Origin of the sequence: Arthrobacter sp. AG367 (genome assembly GCF_007828995.1) — a bacterium.
Lineage (GTDB): Bacteria > Actinomycetota > Actinomycetes > Actinomycetales > Micrococcaceae > Arthrobacter.
In genome coordinates, this window is record NZ_VIVE01000006.1 from 138,286 (window position 1) to 152,951 (window position 14,666).

Genomic DNA, 14,666 nt, shown 5'->3' on the forward strand with positions numbered 1-14,666 from the left:
GGTTGTTGGAGTGCTGGCAGACTACAGTCCCAGGACCCGGTTGAGCAGGTTGGCCAGGCCGCTCAGGCCGGTCCCGCCGTCCAGGAGTCCGGTGATGGCGCACAGGAGGTTGCCCACCAGCTTGCCTGCGCCGGACTGCGCCACGATGTCCAATACCACCTGGTTCAGGTCGACGTTGAGTCCCAGGACATCGAGGTGAAGCGGGCCGAGGACAAGGTTCACCACGTCGCAGCCGCCACCGCCGGCCATGGTGGTGGGTGCAGCAGCGGCGGTTGTGGTTACCGTCTGGTTCACCTGGGTGGCCTTGCCGGCGAGGTCGGTGAAGGTGCCCTGCACCAGGCCGGTCACCATGAGCTGGCCGTCCTGGGCATCGAAGCCGGTGGGAGTGAAGGAGCCCGCAAAGCTGCCTACGCCCTCGATGGTCTGGTTGATGGTGCCCGTAACGCCGGCAACCTTTGATGACTGGGAGGCGGCAGAAGGAGCCGCGGGTGCTGCTGCCGTGGCCGGGCCTGCCATGCCAAAGAGCATGGCGCCGGAGAGGGCGAGAGCGGTGATTGAAGCTGAGACCTTGGTTCGCATTTTCGGTAAATCCTTTCAGCGCCGGGTGGCGGCGCAATGAATCCTCCGAGGCTCCGCCCCCATGGAGAACCCCGGCGGAACTGTTTATTTCAAATGCAGTTCATTTCAAATGCAGCCTCGACGGGCCGCGACACGTGGCGTTTGACTGGTGATCCAGGCCACGGGCACGTCGACCAACCTATTAGTAAGCATGCTGATCAGTCAAGCCCGCCGGAGGGCAGGCCCGTGGTCCGGGGAGTGGCGCGCGCCTGGCTGTCCATGCGTGGGGCAAGATAGAGGGGTTCAGCAACTGCCCACTGGAGGGAGGCGGCGTCATGGAGCCCGTAACGGTCGACGGTGGCAAGGGCACCGTGGAATTGCGCACCGATGGCATCATCCATCTCATTTGGGAACCTCGTGTCCGGATAGAACTCCAGGATGCGCAGGCGGCCATGGCGACGGTGAACCGGATAGCCGGGGATGGCAGCTACCCCATGCTGGTGGATATGGCCACCACGGAGGCCGTCAGCAGGGATGCGCGGTCGGTCTTCTCCATTCCATGTGCGGCCAACCGCATCGCGCTGCTCGGGGCAAGTCCGGTGGACCGGATCATCGCCAACTTCTTCCTGGGAGTCCATATTCCACCCTGCCCCACCCGCTTTTTCACTTCGCGGGATGAGTCCATGAAGTGGCTGCAGCAGGGCGGAAACTAGCCTGGCCGGTGGGGTTGTCAGCCGGCGGTCGGTGCCGTGCTCTGCCGGATGACAAGCTCAGGCGTGAAGACCACTGACCGGTGGACGGGGTTCTGGGACTCCACTTCCTCGGCCAGCAGCTCGATGGCTGTCCGGCCCAGCAGCTCGGTGGGCTGGCGGATGGAGGAGAGCGGCACCACGGCGGAGACGGCAAAATCGATGTCGTCGTAGCCGATCAAGGCTACGTCCTCAGGAATGCGGAACGTGTGCGTCATGGTCAGTGACTGCATGACACCCAGGGCCAGAAGATCGTTGGCGCAGAAGATCCCGTCCGGCAGTTCCGCCCGGCCGCGCTGCACCAGCATGTCGCCCACGCTGCGTCCCGCAAGGACCGTCTGCCCCTTTGAATCCAGCACCTCCAGCGTGGCGTCCGGCTCCTCCTTCACGGCCCGCCGGGCACCCTGGAGGCGGTCCGCCACCTGCCGGATGGAGGTGGGGCCGCCAACGAAGGCGAGCCGGCGGCGGCCGGTGTCCAGCAGGTGCCGGGCTGCGAGGTACCCGCCGGCGTCGTCATCCACAGCGACTGAACTGAACTTTGATTCGTCAGCCAGCCGGTCCACCAGCACCGTGGGCACCCCGCGCTCGCGGAGGAGGTCCAGCCGCTCCGTGATGTCCCCCACCGGCGAAATCAACAGGCCCTGGACACGCTGCTCCTGGAAGAGGTCGATGTAATTGGCCTCCCGGCCGGCGTTGTGGCCGCTGTCGCCCAGCAGGACGGCGCTTCCCTGCAGTGCGGCGGCGTCCTCGGCGGCGCGGACCACGGAGGTGAAGAAGGGGTTGCCGACGTCCAGGACAATGAGTCCGATGGTGCGGCTGTGGCCCGCGCGGAGTTGCCGGGCGGCGTCGTTTCGGACAAAGCCAAGTTCATCGATGGCGCGCAGGACCCGTTCCTTGGTCCGTGCCGACACCCGGTCCGGATAATTCAGGACGTTCGACACCGTCCCCACGGCCACGCTTGCATGGTTGGCCACGTCCTTGATACTGGCTGTGCGGTTCATCGATTCTCCGTGCTGACTTGCCCGCTGCAGGAGGTTCCGTGCGGGAGATCAAAAGTTCCTGTCATTGCTTGACAGCTGCTCAAGTCCAAGAGTACTTTGAATCGTATTAATGAAACGATTCAAAGATCAACGTTTGAAAAAGGAGTCCCAATGAGGGTGTGCTTCCGTTCCTCGGTGCAGCCGGCGCTGATCGATGAATACCGTCGCCGGCACGCCGCGGTGTGGCCGGAGATGCTGCATGCGCTCAAGGAAGCGGGATGGCATAACTACTCCCTCTTCCTGGCGGAGGACGGCCTCCTGGTGGGCTACGTGGAGTGCGACGACTTTGACGCCGTCCGCGCCCGCATGGCCCTGACCGAAGTCAACGCCCGTTGGCAGGCGGAAATGGCAACCCTCTTTGCAGATTCCGGCCAGGCGCCCGACGAAGGGTTCCAGGTCCTGGAAGAAGTTTTCAACCTTGACAGCCAGTTGGCCGCACAGCCCTCGGCGGGCTGACGGGCTGAAGCAGGCAGCCCGCCGTCGAATCCGTCGGGCACCACCACCAGCACGGCTCCAGCAGCGGGGCACCCATCCACAACGCATCAGACAGACGCTCAGACACCGGAAAGAACCATCATGAATGACGTAGCAAAGGCGCTGGGCAGGCTCGGGGAGCTTGCCATCGAGGTCCCATCGTGGGCTTATGGAAATTCAGGCACGCGGTTCAAGGTGTTTGGCACACCCGGTACGCCGCGGACGGTCCAGGAAAAGCTGGCCGACGCCGCGAAGGTCCACGAGTTGACCGGGCTGGCTCCCACCGTGGCCCTGCATATCCCGTGGGACAAGGTGGACGACTACTCCGCACTGAAGGATTACGCCGCCGGACTGGGGGTGGGGCTGGGCACCATCAACTCCAACACCTTTCAGGATGATGAGTACAAATTCGGTTCACTGACCTCCTCCAACGAGTCGGTCCGCCGCCGGGCCATTGACCACCACCTGGACTGCATCGACATCATGCACGCCACGGGTTCGAAGGACTTGAAGATCTGGCTGGCGGACGGCACCAACTACCCGGGCCAGGACGACATGCGCGGCCGCCAGGACCGGCTGGCCGAGTCCCTGCAGGAAATCTACGCGGCCCTGGGGGATGGGCAGCGGCTGGTACTGGAGTACAAGTTCTTTGAGCCGGCTTTCTACCACACCGATGTTCCGGACTGGGGCACTTCCTACGCCCAGACCCTGGCCCTGGGTGAGAAGGCGTTTGTCTGCCTCGACACCGGCCACCACGCGCCGGGCACCAACATCGAGTTCATCGTGATGCAGCTGCTGCGCCTGGGCAAGCTGGGTTCCTTCGACTTCAACTCGCGCTTCTATGCCGACGACGACCTGATCGTGGGTGCTGCGGACCCGTTCCAGCTCTTCCGCATCATGTGCGAGGTGATCCGCGGTGGCGGCTTCGGCAAGGATTCCGGTGTGGCCCTCATGCTGGACCAGTGCCACAACCTGGAGGAGAAGATTCCTGGCCAGATCCGTTCCGTCCTGAACGTCCAGGAAATGACCGCCCGCGCCCTGCTGGTGGACACCGCGGCGCTGGCCGAGGCGCAGCGCGCCGGCGATGTGCTGGCCGCCAACGGCATCTTCAACGATGCGTTCTACACCGACGTCCGCCCGGTCCTTGCCGAGTGGCGTGAATCCCGCGGCCTGCCCGCGGACCCGATCGCTGCCTTCAAGGCCAGCGGCTACCAGAAACAGATCAACGAGGACCGCCTTGGCGGCCAGCAAGCCGGATGGGGCGCATAACCAGCCATGAGCAACAAGACTGTTGAAGACCTGATTTCCCGTTCCAACCGCCTGGGTGCGGACAAACGGAACACCAACTTCGCCGGTGGCAACACCTCCGCCAAGGGCACGGAGAAGGACCCGGTCACGGGCGAGGATGTACAGCTTTTGTGGGTCAAGGGTTCCGGTGGTGACCTGGGCACGCTGAAGGCACAGAACCTGGCGGTGCTCCGGTTGGACCGGTTGACCGCCCTGAAGAACGTGTACCCGGGTGTTGAGCGTGAAGACGAGATGGTGGCGGCTTTCGATTATTGCCTGCACGGCAAGGGCGGCGCCGCTCCGTCGATCGATACGGCGATGCATGGTTTGGTGGACGCCGCGCATGTGGATCACCTGCACCCGGACTCCGGCATCGCCATTGCCACCGCCGTTGACGGGGAAGCACTGACCACCAAGATCTTCGGCAACAAGGTGGTCTGGGTTCCCTGGCGCCGTCCCGGATTCCAGCTGGGCTTGGACATCGCCGCCATCAAGGACGCCAACCCGCAGGCCATCGGCACCATCCTGGGCGGCCACGGCATCACCGCCTGGGGCGCTACCAGCGAAGAAGCGGAAGCCAATTCCTTGTGGATCATCGAACAGGCCGAAAAGTACATCGCAGAGAACGGCACGGCCGAGCCCTTCGGCGCCAAGCTGCCCGGATATGCGGCCTTGCCAGAAGCTGAGCGCCGCGCCAAGGCCGCAGCCCTGGCGCCTGTGATCCGCGGCCTGGCCTCCACGGACAAGCCGCAGCTGGGGCACTTCAGTGACGACGCCGTCGTCCTGGACTTCCTCGAAGCCGCCGAGCACCCGCGCCTGGGCGCCCTGGGCACCTCCTGCCCGGACCACTTCCTGCGCACCAAGGTCAAGCCGCTGATCCTGGACCTTCCGGCCGACGCCTCCATTGAGGATTCGATTGCCCGGCTGCAGGAGCTCCACGCCGGCTACCGCGAGGACTACCAGGCCTACTACGACCGCCACGCGGATGCCGATTCGCCGGCGCTGCGCGGCGCCGACCCGGCCATCGTGCTCGTGCCCGGCGTGGGGATGTTCTCCTTCGGTGCCAACAAACAGACCGCCCGGGTTGCCGGCGAGTTCTACATCAATGCCATCAACGTCATGCGCGGCGCCGAGGCCATCTCCACCTACGCACCCATCGAGGAATCCGAGAAGTTCCGGATCGAATACTGGGCGCTGGAGGAAGCCAAGTTGGCCCGGATGCCCAAGCCCAAGTCGCACGCCACCCGCATTGCGCTGGTGACCGGCGCGGCATCCGGGATCGGCAAGGCCATCGCCAAGCGCCTCGCCGCGGAAGGCGCGTGCGTGGTCATCGCCGACCTGAACCTGGAGAACGCGCAGAAGGTCGCTGAGGAACTCGGCGGCCCGGATGTCGCGGTCGGCGTCCAGGCCGACGTCACCGACGAAGCCCAGGTCGCCGCGGCGATCGACGCCGCCGTGCTGGCCTTCGGCGGCGTGGACCTGGTAGTCAACAACGCCGGACTGTCCATCTCCAAGCCGCTGCTGGAAACCACCGAAAAAGACTGGGACCTGCAGCACAACGTCATGGCCAAGGGCTCCTTCCTGGTGGCCAAGGCCGCCGCCAGGGTGATGATCGCCCAGGGCCTGGGCGGGGACATCATCTACATCTCCTCCAAGAACTCCGTGTTCGCCGGCCCCAACAACATCGCCTACTCCGCCACCAAAGCAGACCAGGCCCACCAGGTCCGGCTCCTCGCGGCCGAACTGGGGGAGCACGGCATCCGCGTCAACGGCATCAACCCCGACGGCGTGGTCCGCGGCTCCGGCATCTTCGCCGGCGGCTGGGGCGCCAAGCGCGCAGCGGTCTATGGCGTTGACGAGGAGAAACTGGGCGAATACTACGCCCAGCGCACACTGCTCAAACGTGAAGTCCTGCCCGAGCACGTAGCCAACGCGGCCGCCGTCCTCACCAGCAACGAACTGTCCCACACCACCGGCCTGCACATCCCCGTGGACGCCGGAGTAGCCGCAGCCTTCCTCCGATGAGTGCGGCTGTGATTGCCGCCGTCGACATCGGTGCCTCCTCCGGGCGGGTCATGCTGGGCCGGGTCTCCCCGGACTCGGGGGTATCGCTGGAGACCGTCCACCGGTTCCCCAACGGTGTAGTGGAGCTCGACGGCGGCCTCCGCTGGGAGTTCGACGCCCTGTTCGCGGAGGTCCTTGCGGGCCTCCGCGCCGCGGCTACGGCGGCGGCGGCGCAGGGCGAAACAATTGCCAGCATCGGCATCGACACGTGGGCCGTGGATTACGGCCTGGTGAACAAGGCCGGCGAGCTGGTGGCACAGCCCTTCAGCTACCGCGATGACCGGAGCAGGGCCGCCGTCGCGCCGGTGCACGCCAAGCTGGACCCTGCACGGCTCTACCGGACCACCGGGCTGCAGTTCCTCCAGTTCAACACCATCTACCAGCTGGCCGCCGAGCGTAACCTGGCCGGGCTGAAGGCCCTGTTGATCCCGGACCTGATCGCGTTCCTGCTCACCGGGGTGCGCCGGACCGAGGCCACCAACGCCTCCACCACAGGGCTGTTCGATGCCGTCGCGGGGGAGTGGGCCACCGATTTCTTCACCGCCCTCGGGCTGCGGAAGGACCTGTTCCCGCCGCTGATCCAGCCCGGGGAACCCTACGGGTACCTCCTGCCGGACATCGCCGCGGCCCTGGGACTGCCGCGTGAAACCACGGTGGTGGCGGTAGGTTCGCACGACACTGCGTCCGCCGTCGCCGCAGTCCCAGCGCAGGGCGAAAACTTTGCCTACATCTCCTCCGGCACCTGGTCCCTGGTGGGGCTGGAGCTGCAGCAGCCCGTCCTGACCGAGGCCAGCCGGGAAGCGAACTTCACCAACGAACGCGGCGTGGACGGCACCATCCGCTACCTGCGCAACGTGGGCGGACTCTGGCTCCTGAGCGAGTGCCAGCGGACCTGGGCGGGCGAGGGTTTCCAGCCTGACCTGGCCGCGCTGCTCTCCGCTGCCGCAGCCCTGCCTGCCGGCGGTCCCCAGGTCAACGCCGACGACCCCTACTTCATCGCCCCGGGCGATATGCCCGAGCGCATCCGGGCAGCAGTCCGGCGAACCGGGGACGTCCTGCCCAACGAGCCCGCGGCGATCACCCGCTGCATCATGGACAGCCTCGCAGCTGCTTATGCCAGGACCATCACCACGGCCGAACGCCTGGCAGGCCGTGAGGTGGACGTGGTGCACGTGGTGGGCGGCGGCTCGCAGAACACCCTGCTCTGCCAGCTCACCGCCAACGCCACCGGCCGCCCGGTCATCGCAGGTCCGGTCGAAGCCACCGCCCTGGGAAACGTGCTCATCCAGGCCCGCGCCGCCGGGGCTGCCACCGGGGGCCTGCCACTCCTGCGCGGAATCATCGCCGCCGGAACGGACCTTCGACGGTACGAACCCCAGGAGCTGACACTGAACGCCGCCAGGAATTGAACTCCTGGGTGTCCACAGGCCCAGGCGGCAGGATGCCGTCATCGTGCGCTAGAAATAGAGGAGCGTCCCGCTGGGGCGCCAACAACCGAAAGCAGGACGGACAACGATGCCCCTCTTCGACCTACCCCTGGCCCAGCTCCGCAGCTACACCTCCGACGTCACCCCGCCGGAAGACCTGGATGCGTTCTGGGATGCCACCCTGGCGGAGGCCCGTGCCTTCCCGTTGAACCCCGCGTTTGAGCCGGTGGAGAACTACCTGGCACTGATCGACACCTTCGACGTCACGTTCGCCGGCTTCGGCGGGGCACCGGTCAAGGGCTGGCTGCACCTTCCCGCCAACCGGGACGAGGGGGCCCGGCTACCGGTGGTGGTGAACTACATCGGCTATTCCGGTGGCCGCGGCCTGGTCAACCAGGACACGCGCTGGGCGCAGGCCGGGTACGCGCACTTCATCATGGACACCCGCGGCCAGGGGTACGGCGGCACCCTGGGCCACACCGCGGATCCCCACCCCTCGGCGGGGGATGTGGCGCACGCAGGCCTGATGACCCGGGGCATCGCGGCCCGGGAGGACTACTACTACCGCCGGGTCTACGTGGATGCCTTCCGGGCGGTGGAGGCGGCCCAGGCCCACCCCGCGGTCGATCCGTCCAAGGTGGTGCTGGCCGGAGTCAGCCAGGGCGGCGGCCTGGTGGTGGCCACGGCAGGGCTTACCGCGGGACGGCTCGACGGCGTCATCGCCGCGCTGCCCGACGTCCCCTTCCTCCAGGACTTTCCCCGCGCCATCGACATCACCCCGCGCGGGCCGTACCCGGAGATTGCCCAGTTCCTGGCACGCCACCGGGACCGCTATGAGTCCACCCTTGCCGTCCTCAACTACTTCGACGGCGTCAACCTGGCCCGCCGCGCCACCGCCCCGGCACTGTACTCCGCGGCGCTGATGGACGACATCTGCCCGCCGTCCACCGTTTTCGCCAGCTTCAACGCCTACGGTTCCGGATCGGGCGCCTCCTCCGCCAGCGGGGCGGACAAGGAGATCGAGGTGTACCGGTTCAACAACCATGAAGGCGGCCAGGAACATCACTGGATCCGGCAGCTCCAGTACCTCCGCAAACTCCTCGGCTGAGCCCGGGCAGCGGGCCGGTAAAGCCTAAGCTTGTTCGCGGATCCGCACCTTGTGCGTCCGGATCCGCGAACAAGCCCGGGATGGAATGTGACGGAAGCTGATTTTGCTCCCGCGGCGGCCCGGGTTTATGGTCTTTTCCATGACTAACCGTTGGTATGCGTATTTTTCGTTGGCTCTGGAGGGGCCCGCGTCTAACTGACACGCATCCAGCATTCCTTCAGAGCCAACAGGGCAGAGATTATTCTCTGCCCTTCGCCGTTTCTCCGGCGGGTTCTGAAATCCGGGCCCGCTTCCCATCTGGAACAGGACCCGAACATGAGCACCGCAACAGCACCGGCACAAACCACCTCAAACCAGCGCGCCAGCGACACCAAGTCCACGTCCAACCTGCGCGTCAGCGAGTTCACTCCGCTGCCCACTCCTTCCGACCTCCTCGCGGAACTGCCGCTGGACGCCCGGGCCGCTGCCGTCGTCGAACGCGGCCGCGATGAAGTGCGCGCCATCATGGACGGCGTGGACGACCGCCTGCTGGTCATCGTGGGTCCCTGCTCCATCCACGACCCCAAGGCAGGGCTGGAATACGCCCGCCGGCTGGTCAGCCAGGCGGAGAAGCACAAGGAAGACCTGCTGATCGTCATGCGGACGTACTTCGAAAAGCCGCGCACCACCGTGGGCTGGAAGGGCCTGATCAACGATCCACGGCTGGACGGCACCCATGACATGGTCACCGGCCTCCGCACCGCCCGGCTGTTCCTGCAGCAGGTCACCGCGCTGGGCCTCCCCACGGCAACGGAGTTCCTGGAACCGATCAGCCCCCAGTACATGGCGGACCTGATCTCATGGGGTGCCATCGGTGCCCGCACCACCGAGAGCCAGATCCACCGGCAGCTCGCCTCCGGGCTGTCCATGCCCATCGGCTTCAAGAACGGGACCGACGGCGGCCTCCAGGTGGCCATCGATGCATGCGGTGCCGCGGCGGCGGCGCAGGCCTTCCTGGGGATCGACGGCGACGGCCGGGCTGCGCTGGTGGCAACGGCTGGAAACCCGGACACCCACGTGATCCTGCGCGGCGGCCGCAAGGGACCCAACTACTCAGCGGCCGATGTGGAACGCGCCTCCGGTGAACTGGCAGGCAAGGGGCTGAACCCGCGGCTGATCGTGGATGCCAGCCATGCCAACAGCGGCAAGAGCCACCACCGGCAGGCTGAGGTGGCCCTGGAGATTGGCGCGCAGCTGGAGCAGGGCGGGGCTGCCGCGCGGGCCGTGGCCGGCGTGATGCTGGAAAGCTTCCTGGTGGGCGGCGCGCAAAACCTGGATGTTGCCGAGCACGCGGCCGGACGCGCGGAGCTGGTGTACGGGCAAAGCGTCACGGATGCGTGCATGGACTGGGACGTTTCCGCGTCCGTCCTTGAGCAGCTGGCGGCATCGGCACGGAAGCGGCGGCAGTCAGATTAGGGGCTGAAATAGGGGAAGCACTACTTTCACATCTGCCACATGAACATCTAGAGTATCTTTTTAGGTGGTTGGTGGATGGCTCAGCATCGTAACACCGCATTGGCACGTACCTGGGGTCACTGTTGTCCATCCGTCAGCAAAGGAAAATAGGGAAATGTCGGCAGAACAGAACTTCTCCAACGCGAAGTTCCTGACCGTGGCTGAAGTAGCCGAGGTCATGCGGGTCTCCAAAATGACTGTTTACCGGCTGGTCCACTCCGGCGAAATGCCGGCGGTGCGCTTCGGCCGCTCCTACCGGGTCCCCGAAAACGCCGTCGAACAGTACCTCAGGGGTGCTGTCGTGGAAGGCCACACCGAAACCGCCTGAGGCTGCCTGTCCTGAGCGGCTCCCGATAAGCGGTACCCTGTTAAGGAACGTTTTACGTCATTGTAAGAATCTGTCAGTTGTTCAGTTCGTAGCTTTGTCCACGGACATTCTCCATCAGACAGGTACTGCATCTAGTTTGTAAGGAACTTTCGTGGGTTCAGTTATTAAGAAGCGTCGCAAGCGTATGGCCAAGAAGAAGCACCGCAAGCTGCTTCGCAAGACCCGTCACCAGCGCCGCAACAAGAAGTAGCGATACTTCAAGCAGCGTGGAAATGCCCGTCGCCTTCCAAGGCGGCGGGCATTTCGTTTACCGGCAAGAGGTAAGAATTATGCCCGCGGGCCGCGGATGCGGGCGAAGCCCTTCCAGAGGCCGTAGATGGCCCCGCCGAAGGTGGCCGCCTTGAGTCCCAATGTCGCGGCACGGCGGCCTGCGCGGAAATCGTAAACCGGCCAGTTGCGGTCGCGGGCGTGGCGTCGCAGCCTGGCGTCCGGATTGATGGCCACCGGATGGCCCACCAGCGACAGCAGCGGGACGTCGTTGTAGGAGTCGCTGTAGGCCCAGCAGCGCTTGAGGTCCAGGCCCTCATCGTCGGCGATGGCCTGCACGGCCACGGCCTTGGCCGAGCCGTGCAGGATGTCTCCCACCAGCCGCCCGGTGTACAGGCCGTCCGAGACCTCCCCCACGGTCCCCAGGGCTCCGGTCAGTCCCAGCCGGGTGGAGATTACGGTGGCCACTTCGATGGGGGTGGCTGTCACCAGCCAGACGCGGCGGCCCACCCTCAGGTGCTGTTGCGCCAGCGCTTTGGTGCCGGGCCAGATCCGGGACGCGATCATCTCGTCATAGACTTCTTCGCCCAGCGCCTTGATGTCATCCACACTGATGCCCACGGCCAGGGTCAGGGCCGAGTCCCGGACGGCATGGACATCGTCCATGTTCTCGCCGCGGGCCACAAACTTGAACTGCTTCCAGGCCATACCCGCCGCCTGCCTCAGGGTGAAGGCTCCCCGCTGGTGCATCTTGCGGGCCACATGGAACAGGCTGGCACCCCGCATCAGGGTGTTGTCCACATCGAAGAACGCCGCCTCGCCGGGCTGCGGCGCAGCAACCGGCCGTGTGACTACGGCGACGTATTTCTCCTGGGGCATGGAGTTGAGTCTAGTCAATCCACTGGCCCGCCGCCGTCGGCGTCAGCCTCACGCCGGGAACGGCGATACCGTTAAGCCATGGCTACACCCCGCGTCGTCCTGGTCACCAAAGCTGACTGCCACCTTTGTGAGGAGGCGCGCGACGCCGTCGGCCGGGTCACTGCCTCATTGGGCCTTACCTGGAGCGAAGAGCTGGTGGACAACCAGCCTGAACTGCGGGAGCGCTACGCCGAAGAGATCCCGGTGGTCCTGGTGGACGGCGTGCAGCGCGACTTCTGGAAGATCGACGAGGTCCGGCTGGCACGCGTGCTGCAGCGCGCCATGGGCCGGTAGGGAAGTGGCGGCAGTTTCTGATGGTCCTGGTTTTGAAGGCATGAGCGGCAGGGACCTAGAGTGGACTCACAACGCGACGCAAGGGAGGTGCGGGTGACATCCCTGGGTTCTTCGCCCCAGTCTGTCCCGGACCTTCCGGATGCCACGGGCGCACTGACCAAGCAGATACCTCCTGCCGCCGTGGCCCGGCTCACCATCTACCTCCGTGCCCTGAACACATTGCTCTCCGAGGGCGTGGAGCGCGTTTCCTCCGAATCCCTGGCAGAAGCCTCCGGCGTCAGTTCTTCAACCCTCCGCAAGGACCTGTCCCATGTGGGGTCCTATGGCACCAGGGGCGTCGGTTATGAGGTGCAGTACCTCAGCCGCCACATCGCCGCCGCGCTCGGACTGACCCACGACTGGAAAGTGGCCATTGTGGGCGCCGGCAACTTGGGCAAGGCGCTGGCACGCTACGGCGGCTTTGAGTCGCGCGGGTTCGATGTGGTGGCCATCTTCGACGCAGACCAGATGGTGGTGGGCAACGAGGTGGGATGGCTGCGCGTCAGCGACGTGGCAGACCTGGAGACCGTCCTGCACCGCACCGGGGCCAACATGGTGGTCCTGGCCCTTCCCGCGGCCGTCGCGCAGGGCGTTTGCGACCGTGTGGTGGCGGCAGGCGTGCGCAGCGTGCTGAGCTTTGCACCCGTGATGCTGCAGGTTCCCGAAGGGGTCAATCTTCGCAAGGTGGACATGGCCACTGAACTCCAGATCCTGGCCTACCACGCCCAGCGGGCCCAGACGCCCGGGCAGACGGCCTAGGGTTTCCCTGGAAGTTTTCCCCCGGCCCAAGTTTTGGCGGACCCGTTAAAGCAGGTGGCCCGGGATGCGAATGATGCATCCCGGGCCGCGGGCAGTGTCAGCGGGCGGAGTGGCTACCGCCCGTAGGGGTTGCCGAAGCCGCCCGAATAGGGGTTGGCGAAAGGCTGCTGCTTCCGGAAGTACGGGGCGGCTGCGGGAAGGTAGAGCAGCACGATGGCCGCAATTCCCAGGAGCGTTCCGATGGTGGCAAAGCTGGGGGGACCAAAGAGTCCGAAGACGGACAGTGCAGCGAAGACCGTTCCCAGGATGCGGGCCCAGTTCTTGCCCTTTCGGACGAAGAAGGCCACCAGCAGGTAGAGGGCCACGCCAATGATCGCGAACACCACCAGGGTGCCGGCGATGACCCCCTTAATGTCGTCATAGGTGACTCCACTGGCGCCTCCGGCCGCCATCTGGTCCTCGAATGTCCGCCGGAACACCGGATCATCCAGCTGCGTCAGCCCGGTCAGCAGGGAGATCACGAAGATCACTGCCGACGCGATCAACAGCCAGAACGAGATGTTCACCAGCTGCGGGACGCCGTTGCCTCCGGCCGGCTGCGGCTGTTCCGACGGGTACTGGCCGTAGGGGGACTGCCCGTAGGGCGGCTGGCCGTACTGGGGTGCATTCTGCCCGAACTGGGCGCCATACTGCGGCGGGTTCTGGCCGTAGCCCGGGGCCTGCGGCGCATTCTGGCCGTACTGGGGCTGGTTTTGGCCGTACTGCGGCGCTGCCGGCGGCTGGTTCTGGCCGTACTGGGGCGCGTTCTGCCCATATTGCGGGGCGTTTTGGCCATACTGCGGCGCATTCTGCCCGTAGCGGGGCTGCTGCTGGTCTCCGGACTGGGGGCTGCCGGCCTGTTCATGCCCCGGCTGGTCGTTGCTGGGGTCTTGGGGCGACGGGGGCGGGACGGGAGGAGTACTCATGGCGTTCCTTCTGCAGGTCGGGATCCGGGTAGGCTGCCGGGAATCAGTCCTCTGCCTTCCCCCAGCATGGCTTAAGTCCACCGTACCCCCGGCGGGCGGCGTTGTGGGTGATTCAGCGGGTATTGGCGCAGGTGGTTGCCGTTAAACAGGGAACCCCGGCGCCAGGCCGGGGAGGCCTGGTGCCGGGGTTGTGCCCTGGCGGGCGGAACTACGCTGCGGGCGCGATGAAGGCGAGTTCGAGGTTGATGGCAACCTTGTCGCTGACCAGCACGCCGCCGGCTTCCAGGACGGCGTTCCAGGTGAGGCCGAAGTCCTTGCGGCTGATGGTGGTCTCGGCGGAGACGCCGGCGCGGGTGTTGCCGAACGGATCAACGGCAACACCGTTGAATTCGGTTTCCAGGGTCACCGGGCGGGTGACACCCTTGATGGTCAGGTCGCCGGTGAGCTCGTAGCTGTTGCCCTTGGCCACCAGGCCGTTGGATACGAAGGAGATCTCGGGGAACTTCTCCACATCGAAGAAGTCCTCGCCCTTGACGTGGCCGTCGCGGTTGGCGTCGCCGGAGTCGAAGCTGGCGGTCTGGATGGTGGCGTTGATCCTGGACTCAGCCACATCCTGGCCCAGGTCCAGCGTGGCAGCGGCCTCTTTGAACTGGCCGCGGACCTTGCTGATGCCGGCGTGCCGGACAGTGAAGCCGATCTCGCTGTGGGAGTTGTCCAGGGTCCAGGTGCCGGTGGTGACGTCTGCGGGAAGTGCCATGATGTTGCTCCTTGTAAAGGTGTATGTACTGAGGTCCTGCCGTTGAACCTTCATCTGTTGAAGCCTCAACTAACTTGCTGCATCCAGTATAAACATGCGTTTGCATGTTTTGTTCCCGTCCACGGAACATTTCTTCAA

Annotated in this window: 16 protein-coding genes; 11 read left to right on the top strand and 5 right to left on the bottom strand. The window is 65.6% G+C overall.

What is annotated here, in order from left to right:
- Window positions 1–21: 21 nt before the first annotated feature.
- Window positions 22–579 (bottom strand): ABC transporter substrate-binding protein, encoded by a 558-nt coding sequence (locus tag FB478_RS15755; RefSeq protein ID WP_144601089.1) that lies wholly within the window; start codon window positions 577–579, stop codon window positions 22–24.
- A 314-nt stretch (window positions 580–893) separates the two neighbouring features.
- On the opposite strand from FB478_RS15755, the gene FB478_RS15760 reads away from it, so the two are divergent.
- A complete protein-coding gene (locus tag FB478_RS15760) occupies window positions 894–1,271 on the top strand; it encodes an STAS/SEC14 domain-containing protein (RefSeq protein WP_043424831.1) in 378 nt (125 codons plus the stop codon).
- Window positions 1,272–1,288: 17 nt separating this feature from the next.
- Here FB478_RS15760 and FB478_RS15765 read toward each other — a convergent pair whose 3' ends face one another.
- Window positions 1,289–2,308, bottom strand: a complete 1,020-nt coding sequence (locus FB478_RS15765; protein ID WP_144601090.1) for a LacI family DNA-binding transcriptional regulator — start codon at window positions 2,306–2,308, stop codon at window positions 1,289–1,291.
- 150 nt (window positions 2,309–2,458) lie between these two features.
- Here FB478_RS15765 and FB478_RS15770 point away from each other — a divergent pair, with 150 nt between their 5' ends.
- From FB478_RS15770 to FB478_RS15805, 8 genes are all read left to right on the top strand, one after another.
- Window positions 2,459–2,803, top strand: a complete 345-nt coding sequence (locus FB478_RS15770) for an L-rhamnose mutarotase (protein ID WP_018768908.1) — start codon at window positions 2,459–2,461, stop codon at window positions 2,801–2,803.
- Between the two features lie 120 nt (window positions 2,804–2,923).
- Window positions 2,924–4,090 carry an L-rhamnose isomerase gene (gene rhaI / locus FB478_RS15775; RefSeq protein WP_144601091.1) on the top strand — a complete coding sequence of 389 codons (1,167 nt, stop codon included), beginning with the start codon at window positions 2,924–2,926 and terminating at the stop codon, window positions 4,088–4,090.
- Between the two features lie 6 nt (window positions 4,091–4,096).
- Entirely contained in the window at window positions 4,097–6,133 is a 2,037-nt protein-coding gene (locus FB478_RS15780; protein ID WP_134164115.1) for a bifunctional aldolase/short-chain dehydrogenase, read from the top strand.
- Window positions 6,130–7,581, top strand: a complete 1,452-nt coding sequence (locus tag FB478_RS15785; protein WP_144601092.1) for a rhamnulokinase family protein — start codon at window positions 6,130–6,132, stop codon at window positions 7,579–7,581. Before FB478_RS15780 ends, FB478_RS15785 begins: the two co-directional genes overlap by 4 nt.
- Before the next feature lie 106 nt (window positions 7,582–7,687).
- Window positions 7,688–8,707, top strand: coding sequence for an acetylxylan esterase (locus tag FB478_RS15790; protein WP_134164113.1), 1,020 nt, complete (start codon window positions 7,688–7,690; stop codon window positions 8,705–8,707).
- 315 nt (window positions 8,708–9,022) lie between these two features.
- The gene (locus FB478_RS15795; RefSeq protein WP_018768903.1) at window positions 9,023–10,162 is read left to right on the top strand and encodes a 3-deoxy-7-phosphoheptulonate synthase; all 1,140 of its coding nucleotides are present in this window, start codon (window positions 9,023–9,025) and stop codon (window positions 10,160–10,162) included.
- Between the two features lie 154 nt (window positions 10,163–10,316).
- A complete protein-coding gene (locus FB478_RS15800; protein ID WP_018768902.1) occupies window positions 10,317–10,529 on the top strand; it encodes a helix-turn-helix domain-containing protein in 213 nt (70 codons plus the stop codon).
- Window positions 10,530–10,680: 151 nt separating this feature from the next.
- On the top strand, window positions 10,681–10,779 hold the full coding sequence (locus FB478_RS15805; protein ID WP_003792170.1) for a 30S ribosomal protein bS22: 99 nt from the start codon (window positions 10,681–10,683) through the stop codon (window positions 10,777–10,779).
- Window positions 10,780–10,856: 77 nt separating this feature from the next.
- On the opposite strand, the gene FB478_RS15810 is transcribed toward FB478_RS15805, so the two are convergent.
- Window positions 10,857–11,675 carry an HAD family phosphatase gene (locus FB478_RS15810; RefSeq protein WP_018768901.1) on the bottom strand — a complete coding sequence of 273 codons (819 nt, stop codon included), beginning with the start codon at window positions 11,673–11,675 and terminating at the stop codon, window positions 10,857–10,859.
- Between the two features lie 78 nt (window positions 11,676–11,753).
- Here FB478_RS15810 and FB478_RS15815 point away from each other — a divergent pair, with 78 nt between their 5' ends.
- Both FB478_RS15815 and FB478_RS15820 read left to right on the top strand, forming a co-directional pair.
- Window positions 11,754–12,008 carry a glutaredoxin family protein gene (locus FB478_RS15815; protein WP_018768900.1) on the top strand — a complete coding sequence of 85 codons (255 nt, stop codon included), beginning with the start codon at window positions 11,754–11,756 and terminating at the stop codon, window positions 12,006–12,008.
- Window positions 12,009–12,101: 93 nt separating this feature from the next.
- A complete protein-coding gene (locus FB478_RS15820; RefSeq protein ID WP_018768899.1) occupies window positions 12,102–12,806 on the top strand; it encodes a redox-sensing transcriptional repressor Rex in 705 nt (234 codons plus the stop codon).
- A gap of 113 nt (window positions 12,807–12,919) precedes the next feature.
- Here the strand turns inward: FB478_RS15820 and FB478_RS15825 are convergent, their stop codons facing one another.
- Both FB478_RS15825 and FB478_RS15830 read right to left on the bottom strand, forming a co-directional pair.
- Window positions 12,920–13,771 (bottom strand): hypothetical protein, encoded by an 852-nt coding sequence (locus FB478_RS15825; RefSeq protein ID WP_018768898.1) that lies wholly within the window; start codon window positions 13,769–13,771, stop codon window positions 12,920–12,922.
- Window positions 13,772–13,979: 208 nt separating this feature from the next.
- Window positions 13,980–14,528: a YceI family protein gene (locus FB478_RS15830; protein ID WP_018768897.1), complete on the bottom strand. Its 549-nt coding sequence runs from the start codon at window positions 14,526–14,528 to the stop codon at window positions 13,980–13,982.
- Window positions 14,529–14,666: the final 138 nt, after the last annotated feature.

Coding starts and splice junctions, on each gene's coding strand:
- FB478_RS15755 (WP_144601089.1), bottom strand. CDS start 579: ATGCGAACCAAGGTCTCAGCTTCAATCACCGCTCTCGCCCTCTCCGGC.
- FB478_RS15760 (WP_043424831.1), top strand. CDS start 894: ATGGAGCCCGTAACGGTCGACGGTGGCAAGGGCACCGTGGAATTGCGC.
- FB478_RS15765 (WP_144601090.1), bottom strand. CDS start 2,308: ATGAACCGCACAGCCAGTATCAAGGACGTGGCCAACCATGCAAGCGTG.
- FB478_RS15770 (WP_018768908.1), top strand. CDS start 2,459: ATGAGGGTGTGCTTCCGTTCCTCGGTGCAGCCGGCGCTGATCGATGAA.
- rhaI (WP_144601091.1), top strand. CDS start 2,924: ATGAATGACGTAGCAAAGGCGCTGGGCAGGCTCGGGGAGCTTGCCATC.
- FB478_RS15780 (WP_134164115.1), top strand. CDS start 4,097: ATGAGCAACAAGACTGTTGAAGACCTGATTTCCCGTTCCAACCGCCTG.
- FB478_RS15785 (WP_144601092.1), top strand. CDS start 6,130: ATGAGTGCGGCTGTGATTGCCGCCGTCGACATCGGTGCCTCCTCCGGG.
- FB478_RS15790 (WP_134164113.1), top strand. CDS start 7,688: ATGCCCCTCTTCGACCTACCCCTGGCCCAGCTCCGCAGCTACACCTCC.
- FB478_RS15795 (WP_018768903.1), top strand. CDS start 9,023: ATGAGCACCGCAACAGCACCGGCACAAACCACCTCAAACCAGCGCGCC.
- FB478_RS15800 (WP_018768902.1), top strand. CDS start 10,317: ATGTCGGCAGAACAGAACTTCTCCAACGCGAAGTTCCTGACCGTGGCT.
- FB478_RS15810 (WP_018768901.1), bottom strand. CDS start 11,675: ATGCCCCAGGAGAAATACGTCGCCGTAGTCACACGGCCGGTTGCTGCG.
- FB478_RS15815 (WP_018768900.1), top strand. CDS start 11,754: ATGGCTACACCCCGCGTCGTCCTGGTCACCAAAGCTGACTGCCACCTT.
- FB478_RS15825 (WP_018768898.1), bottom strand. CDS start 13,771: ATGAGTACTCCTCCCGTCCCGCCCCCGTCGCCCCAAGACCCCAGCAAC.
- FB478_RS15830 (WP_018768897.1), bottom strand. CDS start 14,528: ATGGCACTTCCCGCAGACGTCACCACCGGCACCTGGACCCTGGACAAC.